Source organism: Geodermatophilus sp. URMC 64 (genome assembly GCF_053502555.1).
This window is the reverse complement of sequence record NZ_CP199955.1, coordinates 3,198,364-3,214,679: the sequence shown is the minus strand read 5'-3', so window position 1 is coordinate 3,214,679 and position 16,316 is coordinate 3,198,364. Positions and strand designations below refer to the sequence as shown.

The 16,316-nt window shown below is 74.1% G+C and carries 14 protein-coding genes; all 14 read left to right on the top strand.

What is annotated here, in order from left to right; all coding sequences use genetic code 11:
- Window positions 1-31 precede the first annotated feature (31 nt).
- The 14 genes from uraD (at window position 32) to ACWIYF_RS15540 (ending at window position 16,238) form a co-directional block, all read left to right on the top strand.
- Complete coding sequence (gene uraD, locus ACWIYF_RS15605) at window positions 32-1,966, top strand: 2-oxo-4-hydroxy-4-carboxy-5-ureidoimidazoline decarboxylase (RefSeq protein WP_448623741.1); 1,935 nt, start codon at window positions 32-34, stop codon at window positions 1,964-1,966.
- A 44-nt stretch (window positions 1,967-2,010) separates the two neighbouring features.
- Window positions 2,011-3,462 carry a xanthine dehydrogenase small subunit gene (locus ACWIYF_RS15600; protein ID WP_448623740.1) on the top strand — a complete coding sequence of 484 codons (1,452 nt, stop codon included), beginning with the start codon at window positions 2,011-2,013 and terminating at the stop codon, window positions 3,460-3,462.
- On the top strand, window positions 3,459-5,906 hold the full coding sequence (gene xdhB, locus ACWIYF_RS15595; RefSeq protein WP_448623739.1) for a xanthine dehydrogenase molybdopterin binding subunit: 2,448 nt from the start codon (window positions 3,459-3,461) through the stop codon (window positions 5,904-5,906). Before ACWIYF_RS15600 ends, xdhB begins: the two co-directional genes overlap by 4 nt.
- Before the next feature lie 10 nt (window positions 5,907-5,916).
- Window positions 5,917-6,762, top strand: a complete 846-nt coding sequence (gene xdhC, locus ACWIYF_RS15590; RefSeq protein ID WP_448623738.1) for a xanthine dehydrogenase accessory protein XdhC — start codon at window positions 5,917-5,919, stop codon at window positions 6,760-6,762.
- Complete coding sequence (locus ACWIYF_RS15585) at window positions 6,759-8,084, top strand: guanine deaminase (RefSeq protein ID WP_448623737.1); 1,326 nt, start codon at window positions 6,759-6,761, stop codon at window positions 8,082-8,084. Before xdhC ends, ACWIYF_RS15585 begins: the two co-directional genes overlap by 4 nt.
- 44 nt (window positions 8,085-8,128) lie before the next feature.
- The gene (gene pdxT / locus ACWIYF_RS15580) at window positions 8,129-8,794 is read left to right on the top strand and encodes a pyridoxal 5'-phosphate synthase glutaminase subunit PdxT (protein WP_448623736.1); all 666 of its coding nucleotides are present in this window, start codon (window positions 8,129-8,131) and stop codon (window positions 8,792-8,794) included.
- Window positions 8,791-9,555: a YebC/PmpR family DNA-binding transcriptional regulator gene (locus ACWIYF_RS15575; protein ID WP_448623735.1), complete on the top strand. Its 765-nt coding sequence runs from the start codon at window positions 8,791-8,793 to the stop codon at window positions 9,553-9,555. Before pdxT ends, ACWIYF_RS15575 begins: the two co-directional genes overlap by 4 nt.
- Before the next feature lie 89 nt (window positions 9,556-9,644).
- On the top strand, window positions 9,645-10,214 hold the full coding sequence (gene ruvC / locus ACWIYF_RS15570; protein WP_448623734.1) for a crossover junction endodeoxyribonuclease RuvC: 570 nt from the start codon (window positions 9,645-9,647) through the stop codon (window positions 10,212-10,214).
- Window positions 10,211-10,846, top strand: coding sequence for a Holliday junction branch migration protein RuvA (gene ruvA / locus ACWIYF_RS15565; RefSeq protein ID WP_448623733.1), 636 nt, complete (start codon window positions 10,211-10,213; stop codon window positions 10,844-10,846). The genes ruvC and ruvA overlap by 4 nt, the downstream gene beginning before the upstream one ends.
- A 73-nt stretch (window positions 10,847-10,919) precedes the next feature.
- A complete protein-coding gene (ruvB, locus tag ACWIYF_RS15560) occupies window positions 10,920-12,044 on the top strand; it encodes a Holliday junction branch migration DNA helicase RuvB (RefSeq protein WP_448623732.1) in 1,125 nt (374 codons plus the stop codon).
- Window positions 12,045-12,215: 171 nt separating this feature from the next.
- Window positions 12,216-12,563 carry a preprotein translocase subunit YajC gene (yajC, locus tag ACWIYF_RS15555; protein WP_448623731.1) on the top strand — a complete coding sequence of 116 codons (348 nt, stop codon included), beginning with the start codon at window positions 12,216-12,218 and terminating at the stop codon, window positions 12,561-12,563.
- Window positions 12,564-12,577: 14 nt separating this feature from the next.
- A complete protein-coding gene (gene secD / locus ACWIYF_RS15550) occupies window positions 12,578-14,230 on the top strand; it encodes a protein translocase subunit SecD (RefSeq protein WP_448623730.1) in 1,653 nt (550 codons plus the stop codon).
- Window positions 14,227-15,642, top strand: a complete 1,416-nt coding sequence (gene secF, locus ACWIYF_RS15545; protein WP_448623729.1) for a protein translocase subunit SecF — start codon at window positions 14,227-14,229, stop codon at window positions 15,640-15,642. The genes secD and secF overlap by 4 nt, the downstream gene beginning before the upstream one ends.
- On the top strand, window positions 15,639-16,238 hold the full coding sequence (locus tag ACWIYF_RS15540; RefSeq protein WP_448623728.1) for an adenine phosphoribosyltransferase: 600 nt from the start codon (window positions 15,639-15,641) through the stop codon (window positions 16,236-16,238). The genes secF and ACWIYF_RS15540 overlap by 4 nt, the downstream gene beginning before the upstream one ends.
- Window positions 16,239-16,316 lie beyond the last annotated feature (78 nt).

The window sequence follows — 16,316 nt, the reverse complement described above, 5'->3', positions numbered from 1 at the left end:
CCCACAGTCATCCCCGACAGCGAGGACCGTCATGTCCACGACAGCCCGCTCGACCGCACCGCGCAAGCGCAAGCACCCCGTCGACGAGGTCCCGCCCCCGGGCAAGCTCGCCGTCTACGGCATCCAGCACGTGCTGGCGTTCTACGCCGGCGCGGTGATCGTCCCGATCCTGCTCGCCGGGGCCATCGGCCTGACCGAGCGCGAGTTGATCCACCTGATCAACGCCGACCTGTTCACCTGCGGGATCGCGTCGATCATCCAGTCCGTCGGTGTCTGGAAGGTCGGCGTCCGCCTGCCCCTGCTGCAGGGCGTCACCTTCACCGCCGTGTCCCCGATGATCGCGATCGGGCTGGCGGCGGGCGGCGGCACGGAGGGCCTGCTGGTCATCTACGGCGCCGTCATCGTCGCCGGGCTGTTCACCCTGCTCATCGCCCCGTACTTCAGCCGGCTGATCCGCTTCTTCCCGCCGGTGGTCACCGGGACGGTCATCACGATCATCGGCATCGCGCTGCTGCCGGTGGCCGCGCTCGACGCCGTCGGGGGCGGCGCCGACCCCGACCCGGGCAGCGCCCGCAACCTCGCGTACGCGCTGGGCACCCTGGCGCTGATCGTGCTGATGCAGCGGTTCTTCCGCGGCTTCCTGGCGACCGTCGCCGTCCTCGTCGGCCTGGTCGTCGGCACGCTGTTCGCCTGGATCCTCGGCGACGCCACCTTCGGCGGGGTCGCGGACTCCTCGTGGGTCGGCGTCACGACGCCCTTCTACTTCGGCTGGCCGAAGTTCAGCGCCGCCGCCATCGTCTCGATGATCGTCGTCATGCTGATCACCGCCGTGGAGACGACGGGGGACGTCTTCGCGACCGGCGAGATCGTCGACAAGCGGGTCGGGCGCAAGGACATCGCCGCGGCGCTGCGCGCCGACGGCCTGGCGACCACGATCGGCGGCGTCCTGAACTCCTTCCCGTACACCTGCTTCGCCGAGAACGTCGGGCTCGTCCGCCTCACGCAGGTCAAGAGCCGCTGGGTCGTCGCCGCGGCCGGCGGGTTCATGATCCTGATCGGCCTGGTCCCGAAGGCCGGCGCGATCGTCGCGGGCATCCCGGCGCCGGTGCTCGGCGGTGCGGCGCTGGCCATGTTCGCGACCGTCGCGGTCGTCGGCATCCAGACCCTGGGCAAGGTCGACTTCAACGACCACCGCAACGTCGTGATCGTCGCCACCAGCCTGGGCCTGGCCCTGCTGGTCACCGCCCAGCCGGGGATCGCCGAGGCCGTGCCGTCCTGGGCGCGGATCATCCTGGGCAGCGGCATCACGCTCGGCAGCCTGGTCGCGATCCTGCTCAACATCCTGTTCCACCACGTCGGTCGCGGCCGCGGCGCCGCGGTGGCGGGCATGCCGGGGCACCGGCAGGTCCGGCTGGACGACGTCAACGCGATGAGCCGCGAGGAGTTCGTCGCCACCTTCGGCACGCTCTTCCAGGGGCCGACGTGGGTGGTCGAGAACGCCTACACGCAGCGGCCGTTCACCAGCACCAGCGCGCTGCGGCTGGCCTTCCAGGAGGCCCTGTTCGCGGCCACCCCCGAGCAGCAGCGCGAGCTGATGGACGCCTACCCGGCGCTCGGCAGCGACCCGGTGGCCGAGGGCGAGGCGGGTGAGCAGTCCACGCTCGACCAGGCGACCGCGGGCCTGACCCGGCTGACCGACGAGGACCACGAGGCCTTCCGCGAGGTCACCACGGCCTACCGGCAGAAGTTCGGCTTCCCGCTGATCGTCTGCGTCCGGGACAACCCCAGCCGCGAACGGATCCTCGAGCAGGGACGGCTCCGGCTGCAGAACTCCCCGACCCAGGAGCACGCGGCCGCGCTCATCGAGATCGCGAAGATCGCCGGCTACCGCTTCGACGACCTGGTCGCCGATGCCAACCCCATCCACACCGCCCGGACCCAGCGGTACGGCGCGACCACGTTGTAGCCGGCCACGAACGGACGGGACGCCACCAGACGGGAGCAGCACCCATGCAGTCGCCAGCCGTCACCGTGAACGGGCGGTCGATGCCGCTCGACGGCGTCGCACCGCACACCACCGCGCTCGACTGGCTGCGGGCACGCGGCCTGATCGGGGCCAAGGAGGGCTGCGCCGAGGGGGAGTGCGGCGCGTGCTCGGTCCTGGTGGCGCGTCCGGGCCGGTCCGCCCCGACGGAGTGGACCGCGCTCAACGCCTGCCTGGTCCCTGTCGCGGCCTTCGACGGGCAGGAACTGGTGACCGCGGAGGGCCTGGGCTCCGCCGACGCGCTGCACCCCGTGCAGCGCGAGATGGCCGAGCGGGGCGGGTCGCAGTGCGGCTACTGCACGCCCGGCTTCGTGTGCAGCATGGCGGCCGAGTACTACCGCACCGGCCGGTCGCCGGCCGGGTCCGACGGGCACAGGGGCAACGGGGCGGACCACCTGCACGGCCCGAACGGCTTCGACCTGCACGCCCTCTCCGGCAACCTCTGCCGCTGCACCGGCTACCGACCGATCCGGGACGCCGCCTTCGCGCTCGGTGCGCCCGCCGACGACGACCCGCTGGCGGCCCGGCGCGGCCAGCCCCCACCCGCCGTGGCCGCGACCCGGCTGGCCGCGGACGGGGCGCAGTTCGTCCGGCCGGCGGAGCTCGCCGAGGCCCTGACCCTCCTGGCCGAGCATCCGGAGGCGGTGCTCCTGGCCGGGTCCACGGACTGGGGCGTGGAGGTGAACCTGCGCGGGGCGCGCGCCCCCCTGGTCGTGGCCATCGACCGCCTGCCCGAGCTGCGCGGGTTCGAGGTCTCGGCGTCGGGCATCGAGATCGGCGCGGCGCTGAGCTTGTCGGAGGTCGAGGCGCGGCTCGAGGGGCGGCTGCCGCTGCTCGACGAGGTCTGGCCGCAGTTCGCCTCGCGGCTGATCCGCAACGGCGCCACGATCGGCGGCAACCTCGGCACCGGCTCGCCGATCGGCGACACCACGCCGGCGTTGCTCGCCCTCGACGCCGTCGTCGTCCTCACCTCGGTCGCGGGTGAGCGCGAGGTCGCGCTCGCCGACTACTTCACCGGCTACCGGCGCAGCGTGCGACGACCGGACGAGCTCATCCGCGCCGTCCGGATCCCGCTGCCCGCGGCCGGGCTGGTCGCGTTCCACAAGGCCGCCAAGAGGCGTTTCGACGACATCTCCAGCGTCGCCGTCGCGTTCGCCCTGGACGTGCGCGACGGCGTCGTCGAGCGCGCCGGGATCGGGCTCGGCGGGATCGCCGCCACCCCGCTGAGGGCGCGGGACACCGAGCAGGCGCTCACCGGCCGGCCGTGGAACGAGGAGACGGTGCGCGGGGCGGCCGAGGTGCTGGCCGGTGAGGGCACCCCGCTCGACGACCACCGGTCCAGCGCCGCCTACCGGGCGGCGATGTTGGGCCAGTCCCTGCACAAGCTGTTCGCGGAGCACCCGGAGGTGGCGGCATGAGCGCCCTGTCCGAGCGGCCTGCCGACCCGGTCGTGGGCCGGGCCGTCCCGCACGAGAGCGCCGTCCTGCACGTCACGGGCGAGGCGCTCTACACCGACGACCTGGTCGGGCGGACCAAGGACGTGCTGCACGCCTGGCCGGTCCAGGTGCTGCAGGCGCACGCCCGGGTCACGGCGCTGCGGACCGAGCCGGCGTACGACGTCCCGGGCGTGGTCCGCGTGCTGACCGCCGCCGACGTCCCCGGGGTCAACGACGCCGGGGTCAAGCACGACGAACCGCTGTTCCCCGACGAGGTCATGTTCCACGGCCACGCCGTGTGCTGGGTGCTCGCCGAGTCGCTCGAGGCGGCCCGGCTCGGCGCCGAGGCCGTCGAGGTGGAGGTCGAGCCGCTGCCCTCGCTGGTCACCGTGCGGGAGGCGATCGCCGCCGGCAGCTTCCAGGGCGGGCAGCCGCGCATGGAGCGCGGCGACGTCGAGGCCGGCCTCGCCGGCGCGGCGCACGTGTTCAGCGGCGAACTGGAGTTCTCCGGGCAGGAGCACTTCTACCTGGAGACGCACTGCGCACTGGCGCAGGTCGACGAGTACGGCCAGGTGTTCGTGCAGAGCAGCACGCAGCACCCCTCGGAGACCCAGGAGATCGTGGCGCACGTGCTGGGGCTGACCAACTCCCAGGTGACCGTGCAGTGCCTGCGGATGGGCGGCGGCTTCGGGGGCAAGGAGATGCAGCCGCACGGGTTCGCCGCCGTCGCGGCGCTCGGTGCCACCCTCACCGGCCGGCCGGTCCGCCTGCGGCTCAACCGCACCCAGGACATGACCATGTCCGGCAAACGGCACGGCTTCCACACCCGGTGGCGCGTCGGCTTCGACGAGTCCGGCCGCCTGCAGGCGCTGGACGCGACCCTCACCTCCGACGGCGGCTGGAGCCTGGACCTGTCCGAGCCCGTGCTGGCCCGGGCGCTGTGCCACATCGACAACGCCTACTGGATCCCGAACGTCCGGGTGAACGGCCGGATCGCGAAGACCAACAAGACGTCGCAGACGGCGTTCCGCGGCTTCGGCGGGCCCCAGGGCATGATCGTGATCGAGGACATCCTCGGCCGGTGCGCCCCGCTGCTGGGCATCGACGCCGCCACCCTGCGCCGGCGCAACTTCTACGCGGCCGGCCACACCACGCCGTACGGCATGCCGGTGCGGCATCCCGAGCGGCTGCAGGTCATCTGGCAGCGGGTGCTCGAGGGCAGTGACTTCGAGGACCGCCAGCGGGAGATCGCCGCGTTCAACGCCGCCCATCCGCACACCAAGCGGGGCCTGGCGGTCACGCCGGTCAAGTTCGGCATCTCGTTCAACCTGACCGCCTTCAACCAGGCCGGCGCGCTGGTGCACGTCTACAAGGACGGCTCGGTGCTGATCAACCACGGCGGCACCGAGATGGGGCAGGGCCTGCACACCAAGATGCTCCAGGTGGCGGCGACGACGCTGGGCGTGCCGCTGCACCGGGTGCGGCTCGCGCCGACGCGCACCGACAAGGTGCCCAACACCTCCGCCACCGCCGCCAGCTCCGGTGCCGACCTCAACGGGGCGGCGGTCAAGAACGCCTGCGAGCAGATCCGCGGACGGCTGGCGCAGGTGGCGGCCGAGCGGCTCGGGGTGGCCGCGGCCGACGTCCGCTTCGGCGACGGCCAGGTGCGCGGGGTGGCCTTCGGCAGCGAGCGGATCCCGTGGGAGGACGTCGTCCGGCAGGCGTACTTCCAGCGGGTCCAGCTGTGGGCGGCGGGGTTCTACCGGACCGAGGGCCTGCACTGGGACTCGTCGCGGATGCACGGCGAGCCGTTCAAGTACTTCGCGTACGGCGCCGCGGCGTCGGAGGTGGAGATCGACGGCTTCACCGGCGCCTACCGCACCCGGCGGGTGGACATCGTGCACGACGTGGGCGACTCCCTGTCGCCGCTGGTCGACGTGGGGCAGATCGAGGGCGGCTTCGTGCAGGGCGCCGGCTGGCTCACGCTCGAGGACCTGCGGTGGGACGAGAGCGACGGACCGAACCGCGGGCGGCTCACCACCCAGGCGGCCAGCACCTACAAGCTGCCGAGCCTCTCGGAGATGCCCGAGGTCTTCAACGTGACGCTGCTGCCGAACGCGACCGAGGAGGGCGCGGTGTACGGCTCGAAGGCGGTGGGCGAGCCGCCGCTGATGCTCGCGTTCTCGGTGCGGGAGGCGCTGCGCCAGGCCGCCGCGGCGTTCGGGCCCCCGGGCCTGTCCGTGGACCTGGCCTCACCGGCGACGCCGGAGGCCGTCTACTGGGCGGTCGAGCAGGCCCGGCGGAGCACCGAGCACGGGCACGTCGCCGAGGGGGCTCCCGGGGTCGTGCCGGACCAGCCGGGTCCGGACGCGCGGCCGATGGTGCCCTTCTCGGAGCGTGCCCAGCAGACGCTCACCCGGACCTGAGGCCGTCGCCATGCACTGGACGACGGCGGTCGCCGAGCTGCGCGCCTCCCGGCGCCGGGGGGTGCTGGTCACCGTGGCGGCGGTCCGCGGCCACGCCCCCCGGGAGGCCGGCGCCAAGATGGTCGTCGCCGCGGACCGCACGTGGTGCACCGTCGGCGGGGGCAACCTCGAGGCGGTCGCGATCGCGCGGGCCCGGGCGATGCTCGACGGCGCCGGGTCCGAGCCCGAGCTGCTGACGGTGGCGCTGTCGGACAAGGCGCCCTACCAGCACGGCGTCCAGTGCTGCGGCGGCGAGGTCACGCTGCTGCTGGAGCCGCTGCCGGTGGTGCCCGCGGTCGCCGTCTTCGGGGTCGGCCACGTGGGGCTCGAGCTCGCGCGGATCCTCGCCCGGCGCGACCTGGAGCTGCACCTCGTGGACTCGCGGCCGGAGCAGCTCGGCGCGGAGCGGCTCGGCGTGCTGGCCGACGCGGTGGCGTCGGTGCACGTGCACGACGTGCCGGTGCTGCCGGAGCTGGTCCTCGCCGAGCTGCCGCCAGGGGCGCACGTGCTGATCATGACCCACGACCACGCCGAGGACCTCGCGCTCTGCGACGCCGCCCTGCGGACCCCCGGCCTCGGCTCGATCGGGCTGATCGGCTCGGCGCCCAAGTGGGCCCGCTTCCGCCGCAAGCTCACCGACGAGGGGCACCCGGACGCGGTGATCGACCGGATCACGTCGCCCATCGGCCTCCCGGGGCTGACCGGCAAGGACCCGTCGACGATCGCGATCGGCGTCGCGGCGGCGCTGGTCGAGCAGCTCGAGCGGGAGGCGACCGACGCGCACCTGGAGGCCGCCGCCGGGAGGGACGAGTCATGACGCTGTTCCGCGCCACGGTCCTCGACACCCCGCAGGACCCCTTCGCCGGCGGCTCGCTGCGGGCGGAGACGGACGCCGGCCTGCGGGTGCGGGACGGGGTGATCGCCGACCGCGGGCCCTTCGCCGCTCTTGTCCCGCGGTATCCCGGCGACGAGGTCGTCGACCTGCGCGACGGCCTGCTCCTCCCCGGTTTCGTGGACACCCACGTGCACTTCCCGCAGGTCCGGGCGATCGGCGGGCTCGGCATGCCGCTGCTGCAGTGGCTCGAGCGCTGCGCGCTGCCCGAGGAGGCCCGGCTGGCCGACCGGGCGTACGCGGAGGCCGTGGCCGCCGACTTCGTCGCCGGCCTGGTGCAGGCGGGGACGACGTCGGCGCTGGTGTTCGGCGCCCACTTCGCCCCCGCGGTCGACGCGCTGTTCGCCGAGGCCGCCCGCACGGGCCTGCGGATCACCAGCGGTCTGGTCGTCAGCGACCGGCTGCTGCGGGAGGAGCTGCTGACCACGCCGGAGCGTGCCTACGCCGAGGGCCTGGCGCTGGCGCGGCGCTGGCACGGCACCGGCCGGGCCCGCTACGCGGTCACCCCGCGGTTCTCGCTCTCCTGCGACGACCCGCTGCTGGACTCCTGCCGTTCTCTGCTGTCGGACGTGGACGGCGCCCTCGTCACCTCGCACGTCAACGAGAACGCGGTGGAGATCGAGACGGTGGCCCGGCTCTTCGACGGGTGCGGCTACGTCGACACCTACGACCGCACCGGCCTGCTCGGCCGGCGCAGCGTGCTGGCGCACAACGTGCACCCGACCGACGCGGAGCTGCGTTGCCTGGCCGACCGCGGCGCCACCGTGGCGCACTGCCCGACCAGCAACGCCGCACTGGGCAGCGGTCTGTTCCCGCTCCGGCGCCACCTCGCGGCGGGGGTGCGGGTCGCGCTCGGGTCCGACGTCGGGGCCGGCACGGGTTTCTCCCTGCTCAAGGAGGGCCTGCAGGCCTACTTCGTGCAGCAGCTGTCGGGGAAGGACGGCGTGCCGCTCACCCCGGCCCACCTGCTGCACCTGGCGACGTCCGCGGGCGCCGAGGCGCTGCAGCTCGCGGACGTCGGCGACCTGGGCGCCGGCCGGCGGTTCGACGCGGTGTGGCTGCGGCCGCGCGCCGGCAGCACGTTGGCCGTCGCGCTGCGGCACGCCGCCGACGCCGAGGACGCCCTGGCCAAGACGTTCGCGCTCGGCTCCCCGGCGGACGTCGCCGGGGTCTGGGTGGACGGCGAGCGTCTGACCGCGTCGCCCCCGGTGGAGACCGCGGTCCTCGCCGATGCGGCCGCCCGCTGACCTGCGTCGGCGTCCGGCCCGGGATCGCCGTAGCCTGGACGGCCGTGTCCAGGCCAGGGTCGCGCCGTCCCGTCGTGGGGGTGCTCGCGCTGCAGGGCGACGTCCGCGAGCACCTCGCTGTCCTGCGCGCCCAGGGGGCCGAGGCGGTTGCGGTGCGCCGTCCCGAGGAGCTCGACGCCGTCGACGGGCTGGTGCTGCCCGGCGGGGAGTCGACCACCATCGGGAAGCTGGCCGACCGGTTCGGGCTGCTCGACCCGCTGCGCAAGGCCGTCGCCGAGAGGCTGCCGGTCTACGGCTCGTGCGCCGGCATGATCCTGCTGGCCGACCGCCTGCTGGACGCGCCCCCGGGCCAGCAGACGATCGGCGGGCTGGACGCCACCGTGCGCCGCAACGCCTTCGGCCGGCAGGTGGACAGCTTCGAGGCCGACCTCGCGTTCGAGGGCCTCGGCGGGGAGCCGGTGCACGCGGTGTTCATCCGGGCCCCCTGGGTCGAGGAGGCCGGCGCGGGGGTGCAGGTCCTCGCTCGGGTCGTGGGCGGACCGGCCGACGGTAGGATCGTCGCCGTCCGCCAGGGGAATCTGGTGGCCACCAGCTTCCACCCCGAGTTGACCGGGGACCGCCGGGTGCACGCGCTGTTCGTGGACATCGTCCGCGCCCACCTGGCCGAGCAGGCCGGCGCCGACGCCGGGAACGAGGGAGGAACTCCGTGAGCGGCCATTCCAAGTGGGCGACGACGAAGCACAAGAAGGCCGCGATCGACGCCAAGCGCGGCAAGCTCTTCGCCAAGCTCATCAAGAACATCGAGGTCGCGGCGCGCACGGGCGGCGGCGACCCGGCGGGCAACCCGACGCTCTACGACGCCATCCAGAAGGCGAAGAAGTCCTCGGTCCCCAACGACAACATCGACCGCGCGGTCAAGCGCGGGTCCGGTGCCGAGGGCGGCGGCGCCGACTGGCAGACGATCATGTACGAGGGCTACGCCGCCGGCGGCGTCGCCGTGCTCATCGAGTGCCTCACCGACAACCGCAACCGCGCCGCCTCCGAGGTGCGCACGGCGATGACCCGCAACGGCGGCTCCATGGCCGACCCGGGCTCGGTGTCCTACCTCTTCTCCCGCAAGGGCGTCGTCGTCGTGCCGAAGGCCCAGGAGAGCGGGGAGACCGACGAGGACGCGGTGCTCATGGCCGTCCTGGACGCCGGCGCCGAGGAGGTCCGCGACCTCGGCGACACGTTCGAGGTGATCAGCGAGCCGACCGACCTGGTCGCCGTCCGCACCGCGCTGCAGGACGCCGGGATCGACTACGACTCGGCCGAGGCCGGGTTCGTGCCGAGCACCACGATCGAGCTCGACGAGGACGGCGCGGGCAAGGTGTTCCGCCTCATCGACGCCCTCGAGGACTGCGACGACGTGCAGAACGTCTACGCCAACTACGACGTGAGCGACGACGTGCTGGAGAAGGTCGACGCCTGAGGCGTTCCGCGTGTTGCGCCGCCGCCTCGTCATGGAGGACGGTTAGCGTGGGTCGAACACCCGTTCGGCTCACTGTGGGAGGCGCGTCCATGCGGGTCCTCGGCATCGACCCCGGCCTCACCCGGTGCGGGTGGGGGATCGTCGACGGCCGCCCCGGCGCCCGCCCGGCCGCCGTCGGCGTCGGGGTGATCCGCAGCTCCGCGGAGCTGGACCTGGAGCTGCGGCTGCTCGAACTGCACACCGAGGTCACCGCGCTGCTGCGCGAGCACCGCCCCGACGTGGTCGCCATCGAACGGGTCTTCACCCAGAACAACAAGGGGACGGCGATGGGCACGGCGCAGGCCGCCGGCGTGGCCGCCCTCGCCGCCGCGCAGGCCGACCGGCCGGTCGCCTGGCACACCCCCAGCGAGGTCAAGGCCGCCATCTCCGGCAACGGCCGCGCGGACAAGGAGCAGGTCACCCTCATGGTCACCCGGGTCCTCGGCCTCGCGGCCGCGCCCAAGCCCGCCGACGCCGCCGACGCGCTCGCCCTGGCCATCTGCCACGTGTGGCGGGCCCCGGCGCAGCAGCGGCTGCGGACCGCGGCGCTGGCCGGCGGGATCGGCGCGCCGATGCCCGGCTCCCGGACGCTGCCGCGCTGGACGGGGGTGGCCCGGTGATCGCCTCCGTGAGTGGCCGGGTCGCGGCCGTCTCCCCGGACGGCGCCGTCGTGGAGGTGGGCGGCGTCGGGCTGGCCGTGCAGTGCACGCCCGGCACGATCGCCCGCCTGCAGGTGGGGGAGCAGGCCCGGCTGTCGACCAGCCTGGTGGTGCGCGAGGACTCGCTGACCCTCTACGGGTTCGCCGACGACGACGAGCGCCAGCTCTTCGAGCTCCTGCAGACCGCGAACGGCGTCGGCCCGCGGCTGGCGCAGGCGGTGCTCGCGATCCATCCGCCCCGCGAGGTCCGGCGCGCGGTCACCATGGGCGACCTCAAGGCCCTGCAGCAGGTGCCCGGCATCGGTAAGAAGGGCGCCGAGCGGCTCGTCCTGGAGCTGCGCGACCGGCTGGGCGCCACCACCATCGACACCCAGCTCGACGGCGCCCCCGCCGCCGGCCTGTCCTCCGTGACCCCGGTGGCCCCGTGGCGCGACCAGCTCTCCGCGGCGCTGGTGGGCTTGGGCTGGAGCGGCCGTGAGGCCGACTCGGCGGTCGCCGCGCTCGAGCCGGTCGCCGAGGAGCAGGCCGCGAACGGCGGCGTGCAGGTCGCCGTCCTGCTGCGGCAGGCGCTGCAGATGCTGGGCCGATCGTGAGCGAGCTTGCGAGCTCACGCAGGAGCACAGCAGCTCTGCTCATCCGGCCGACGAGCGCCAGCGAGGAGGGCAGATGAGCAATCCCTTCGACATCCCGATGTCGGCCGAGCTGGCCGAGGGCTACGGCCGGGACTTCTCGGTGTCGGCCGCGGCGGGCGATGAGGAGCGGGTCGTCGAGTCGGCGCTGCGGCCGCACTCGCTGGCCGACTTCATCGGCCAGCCCAAGGTGGCCCGTCAGCTCGACCTCGTGCTGGAGGGCGCCAAGCGGCGCGGCCGGCCGCCGGACCACGTGCTGCTCTCCGGTCCGCCGGGGCTGGGCAAGACCAGCCTGGCGCTGATCATCGGGTCAGAGCTCGGCACCTCGGTGAAGATCACCAGCGGCCCGGCGATCGAGCGCTCCGGGGACCTCGCCGCGATGCTGTCCAACCTCGGCCCCGGCGACGTCCTGTTCATCGACGAGATCCACCGCATCGCCCGGCCGGCCGAAGAGCTGCTGTACATGGCGATGGAGGACTTCCGCGTCGACGTCGTCGTCGGCAAGGGGCCCGGCGCGACCGCGATCCCGCTGGAGATCAGCCCGTTCACCCTGGTCGGCGCCACCACCCGCGCGGGCCTGCTCACCGGCCCGCTGCGCGACCGGTTCGGCTTCGTCGGGCAGATGGAGTTCTACGAGCCGGCCGAGCTGCAGCTGGTGCTGGCCCGCAGCGCGGCGCTGCTCGGCGTGGAGCTGACCGAGGAGGGCTCGGCCGAGATCGCCGGGCGCTCCCGCGGCACGCCGCGGATCGCCAACCGGCTGCTGCGCCGGGTCCGCGACTTCGCCGAGGTCAAGGCCGACGGCCGGGTCACCCGCGAGGTCGCCCGTGCGGCCCTGGCGCTCTACGACGTCGACGAACTGGGCCTGGACCGGCTCGACCGCTCGGTGCTGGACGCGCTGGTGACCAAGTTCGGCGGCGGGCCGGTCGGCGTCGCCACGCTCGCGGTCGCCGTGGGGGAGGAGCCCAACACCGTCGAGGAGGTCTGCGAACCGTTCCTCGTGCGGGCGGGCCTGCTCGCGCGCACGCCGCGTGGCCGCGTGGCCACGGAGGCGGCCTGGCGGCACCTCGGCCATCCGGTGCCGCGCGGCGTGGGGATCCTCGGCTCCCTCCCAGGGGTCCCACACACCCCAGGGTCGTCGTCAGAGACGCTGTTCGACGCCTAGACTCACGTTCCGCTGGCGCGCAACTCGTCCGGCCGCGGCCGCGCGCGTCCTGCCCGGTCGCGCCGAGCCGCACGGACCGCGCGTCGCACCCGGACGCACCCGAGCGTCCCCGATCCGCGGGGGCGCACCCACCGCGGAGACGCTGCGCGGTAGAGAGGCACAGCACTCGTCATGGAGCAGTACTTTCCGCTCATCCTGCTCGCCCTCGCGGCGGTCCTGCTGTTCGTGCTGCCCGCGCGGCAGCGCAAGCGGATGATGGCCCAGCAGCAGGCGATGCGGGACTCCCTCGCCCCGGGCACGCCGGTGATGACCACCAGCGGTCTGCACGGCACGGTCGTCACCAAGGGCGACACCACCGTGGACCTCGAGATCGCCCCCGGCGTCGTCGTCACCTTCGCCCAGCAGGCGGTCCTCGAGGTGCGCAAGCCCGCCGGTGAGGTGCCGGGCGGCACGGTCGGCCCGGAGCTCCCGGGTGACGACGCCGGCGCCGGCGGGCGTCCGGCCGACGGCCCCCGCTGAGCCGGAGGACCCCCGTGGCCAACCGTCAGCTCCCCGCGCGGAACTACTTCGCCGCGCTGCTGCTGATCATCGCCGGGATGTACGCCCTGATCTTCTTCACGGGCGACACCCGGACTCCGCAGCTGGGCCTGGACCTGCGCGGCGGCACCACCGTCACGCTCACGGCGCGCACGCCCAACGGGAACGCGCCGGCGCAGGAGGACCTCGAGCTGGCCCGCCAGATCATCGAGCAGCGGGTCAACGGACTCGGTGTCGCCGAGGCCGAGGTCGTGACCGAGGGCGACTCCAACATCGTGATCTCGGTCCCGGGCGACAACGGGGAGCAGGCCCGCGAGCTGGGCGCCACCGCCCAGCTGCGCTTCCGTCCGGTGATCCAGGGACCGGAGGCGGCGGCCCCGGCCACCACGGACAGCGCCACCCCCACCGACAGCGCGGGGGCCACGCCCAGCGACAGCGCCGCCGCGACGCCGTCCGACAGCGCCGCGGCGACGCCGACGGACAGCGCGGCGGCGTCCTCCAGCGGGGCGGTCGAGGACCCGACCATCCCCGACCCGGACGCGCCGCCGGTCACGCAGGAGGAGGCGGCTGCGGCCTACGCGACCCTGACCTGCGACGCCGAGAACGTCACCGGGGAGACCGCCCGCCCCGACGACTACGTCGCGACCTGCAGCGAGGACGGCACCGCGAAGTACCTGCTCGGCCCCACGATCATCGAGGGCACCGAGATCGACGACGCCAGCGCCGGCACGCAGCAGACCACCGGCGAGTGGGTCGTCCTGCTCGACTTCAAGTCCGAGGGCCGCACGACCTGGGCGAACTACACCGCCGCGCACGTCGGGGAGAACGTCGCGTTCACCCTGGACGGCCGGGTCATCTCCGCGCCCACCATCCAGGGCGCGATCAACGGCCAGACGACGATCACCGGCAGCTTCGACCAGCAGAGCGCGACCGAGCTGGCCAACCAGCTCAAGTACGGCGCCCTGCCGCTGACCTTCACCCAGGCCACCGCGCAGTCGATCTCCACCGAGCTCGGCGCCGAGCAGCTCGAGGCCGGGCTCATCGCCGGCGCCATCGGGATCGCGCTGGTCTTCGTCTACGCGCTGGTCTACTACCGCCTGCTCGGCCTGGTGATGATCGCCAGCCTGTTCATGTCCGCGGTGGTCGTCTACGCGAGCCTCGTGCTGCTCGGCCGGGAGATCGGCTTCACGCTGAGCCTGGCCGGCATCGCCGGGTTCATCGTCGCGATCGGCATCACGGCCGACTCCTTCGTCGTCTACTTCGAACGGCTCAAGGACGAGATCCGCGAGGGCCGCAGCCTGCGCTCGGCCGTCCCGCGGGCGTGGATCCGCGCCCGGCGCACGATCCTGTCCGCGGACGCGGTCAGCTTCCTCGCCGCGGCCATCCTCTACATCCTGGCGATCGGCGACGTGAAGGGCTTCGCGTTCACGCTCGGCATCTCCACGGTCCTGGACCTGATCGTCGTCTTCCTCTTCACCCATCCGCTGCTGGCCGTCCTGGCGCGCTTCCGCTCGTTCGGCAGCAGCCGGTTCTCCGGCCTGGGCCAGGTCGACCGGGCCGGGCGCGCGCCCCGCCCGGCGACGGCCGAGCGGGAGCTGGTCGGCGCCGGGACCTCCGCGTCCCGCGCCCAGGACAGGAGCAAGGCATGAGCCGCCGCGAGAGCCAGGACGTCGACGACGTCAACGTGCCGGTGGGCACCGACGCCGACGAGGAGGCCGACACCGGTTCGGTCCTCGACGACGCGGCCGGTGCCGCCGACGACGCGGCGCTCGACGACGCCGGCCTGCCGCACGAGGAGGAGGGCGGCCGGCGGCGCCGCGCTCCCCAGCGCAAGGCCTCGCTGGCGCACCGGCTCTACAACGGCGAGGCCGGGCTCGACGTCGTCGGCAAGAGCAAGCTGATCTACCGGATCACCGCGGTCGTCGTCCTCATCTGCATCGCGTCGATGGTCTTCCGCGGGTTCAACTTCGGCATCGAGTTCGCCGGCGGCAACAGCTTCCGGGTGCCCGCCACGAGCGCGGAGCTCTCCGCCGTGCAGACCGCGGCCGAGGACGCCGGGGCGGAGGTGGCCAGCGCCCAGGTGGTCGGCGGGAACGAGATCCTGCTGCGCACCGGTCAGCTGAGCAACGCCGAGGAGGCCGAGGTCCAGGCCGCCGTGGCCGAGGCCGCCGGCGTGCAGACCCAGGAGGTCAGCCCCCAGTCGGTGAGCGCGGCCTGGGGTCAGGACATCACCGACCAGGCGCTGATCGCCCTCGCCGTGTTCCTGGTCGCGGTCGTGCTGTTCCTCGCCGTCCGCTTCCAGCCGAAGCTGGCCATCGCGGCGATCGTGGCGCTGCTGCACGACCTGCTCGTCACCGCCGGCGTGTACTCGATCGTCGGCTTCGAGGTGACGCCGTCCACGGTCATCGGCCTGCTGACCATCCTCGGCTTCTCGCTCTACGACACCGTCGTCGTCTTCGACAAGGTGGACGAGAACACCAAGGGCCTGGCCACCAGCGCCCGCATGACCTGGGGCGAGGCGGCCAACCTCGCGGTCAACCAGACCCTCATGCGGTCGATCAACACGTCGGTGATCGCGCTGCTGCCGGTCGCCGGCCTGCTGTTCGTGGGCGCCGGGCTGCTCGGCGTCGGCACGCTCAAGGACCTCGCGCTGGTGCTCTTCGTCGGTCTCGCCGCCGGCGCCTACTCGTCGATCTTCCTGGCGACACCGATCGCGGCCGACCTCAAGGAGCGCGAGCCGGAGCAGGCGCAGCTGCGCAAGCGGGTGCTCGCCCGCCGCTCGGCGGCGGCCCGCCAGGCCGAGGCCCGCGCGGCGAGCGGCGGCCGGACGGCGGTCGCCAGCGCCCGCCGCGCCGGCGGGGCGCCGCGTGCCGCGGCCGGGAAGTCATCGGTCGCGGTCGCCGACCGGGAGGGCGACCTGCCCGCCCGCGTGGAGGCCGACGTGGTGATCGAGTCGCCGTCGTCGGTGCGGCCGGAGGCCGGCAGCGGCGCGACCGCGGCGCCCCGGCCGGGCGCCAAGCCGCAGCGCCCGGGCAACCGCGGTGGCAAGAGGCGCCGGTGAGCGCTCCGTCGGGTGAGCCCCGCGAGGAGGCGCTCGACGCCCTCATCGCGGGGATCGCCGTCGACGTCCCGGACTTCCCGAGCCCCGGGGTCGTCTTCCGCGACCTGACGCCGGTCTTCGCCGACCCCGTCGCGTTCCGCCGGATGGTGGAGGGGCTGGCCGCCCCGGCGCTGTCGGATCCGCGCGCGGCCGCCGTCGCCGGCCCGCGCGGCGCGGGCGATCCGGGCTACGACCTGGTGGCCGGGGTCGAGGCGCGCGGGTTCCTGCTCGCCGCGGCGGTCGCGCTGGAGATCGGCGTCGGTGTCGTGCCGGTCCGCAAGGCCGGCAAGCTGCCGCGGGAGTCCGTGTCCGCGGACTACGCCCTCGAGTACGGCACCGCCACGCTCGAGCTGCACACCGATGCCATCCGGCCCGGGCAGCGCGTGCTCGTGGTCGACGACGTGCTGGCCACCGGGGGGACCCTCGCCGCGGCCATCGCGCTGGTCGAGCAGCTGGGCGGTGTGGTGACCGCGGTGTCCGTGGTCATCGAGCTCTCCGCGCTGGGCGGCCGCGAGCGGATCGCCCCGCACGCGGTCCACGCCCTGTGGACCACCTGAGCCACCCGGCGCCACCTCCGGCGGGGGAGCCGCCCCGCGGCGGCCGGGACCTCCGGCGTGTCGCACGGCTAGCATGGA

What these genes read in the sequence shown, in the direction of transcription:
- uraD (WP_448623741.1), top strand. Translation starts at nt 32, where the DNA reads ATGTCCACGACAGCCCGCTCGACCGCACCGCGCAAGCGCAAGCACCCC.
- ACWIYF_RS15600 (WP_448623740.1), top strand. Translation starts at nt 2,011, where the DNA reads ATGCAGTCGCCAGCCGTCACCGTGAACGGGCGGTCGATGCCGCTCGAC.
- xdhB (WP_448623739.1), top strand. Translation starts at nt 3,459, where the DNA reads ATGAGCGCCCTGTCCGAGCGGCCTGCCGACCCGGTCGTGGGCCGGGCC.
- xdhC (WP_448623738.1), top strand. Translation starts at nt 5,917, where the DNA reads ATGCACTGGACGACGGCGGTCGCCGAGCTGCGCGCCTCCCGGCGCCGG.
- ACWIYF_RS15585 (WP_448623737.1), top strand. Translation starts at nt 6,759, where the DNA reads ATGACGCTGTTCCGCGCCACGGTCCTCGACACCCCGCAGGACCCCTTC.
- ruvC (WP_448623734.1), top strand. Translation starts at nt 9,645, where the DNA reads ATGCGGGTCCTCGGCATCGACCCCGGCCTCACCCGGTGCGGGTGGGGG.
- ruvB (WP_448623732.1), top strand. Translation starts at nt 10,920, where the DNA reads ATGAGCAATCCCTTCGACATCCCGATGTCGGCCGAGCTGGCCGAGGGC.
- yajC (WP_448623731.1), top strand. Translation starts at nt 12,216, where the DNA reads ATGGAGCAGTACTTTCCGCTCATCCTGCTCGCCCTCGCGGCGGTCCTG.
- secF (WP_448623729.1), top strand. Translation starts at nt 14,227, where the DNA reads ATGAGCCGCCGCGAGAGCCAGGACGTCGACGACGTCAACGTGCCGGTG.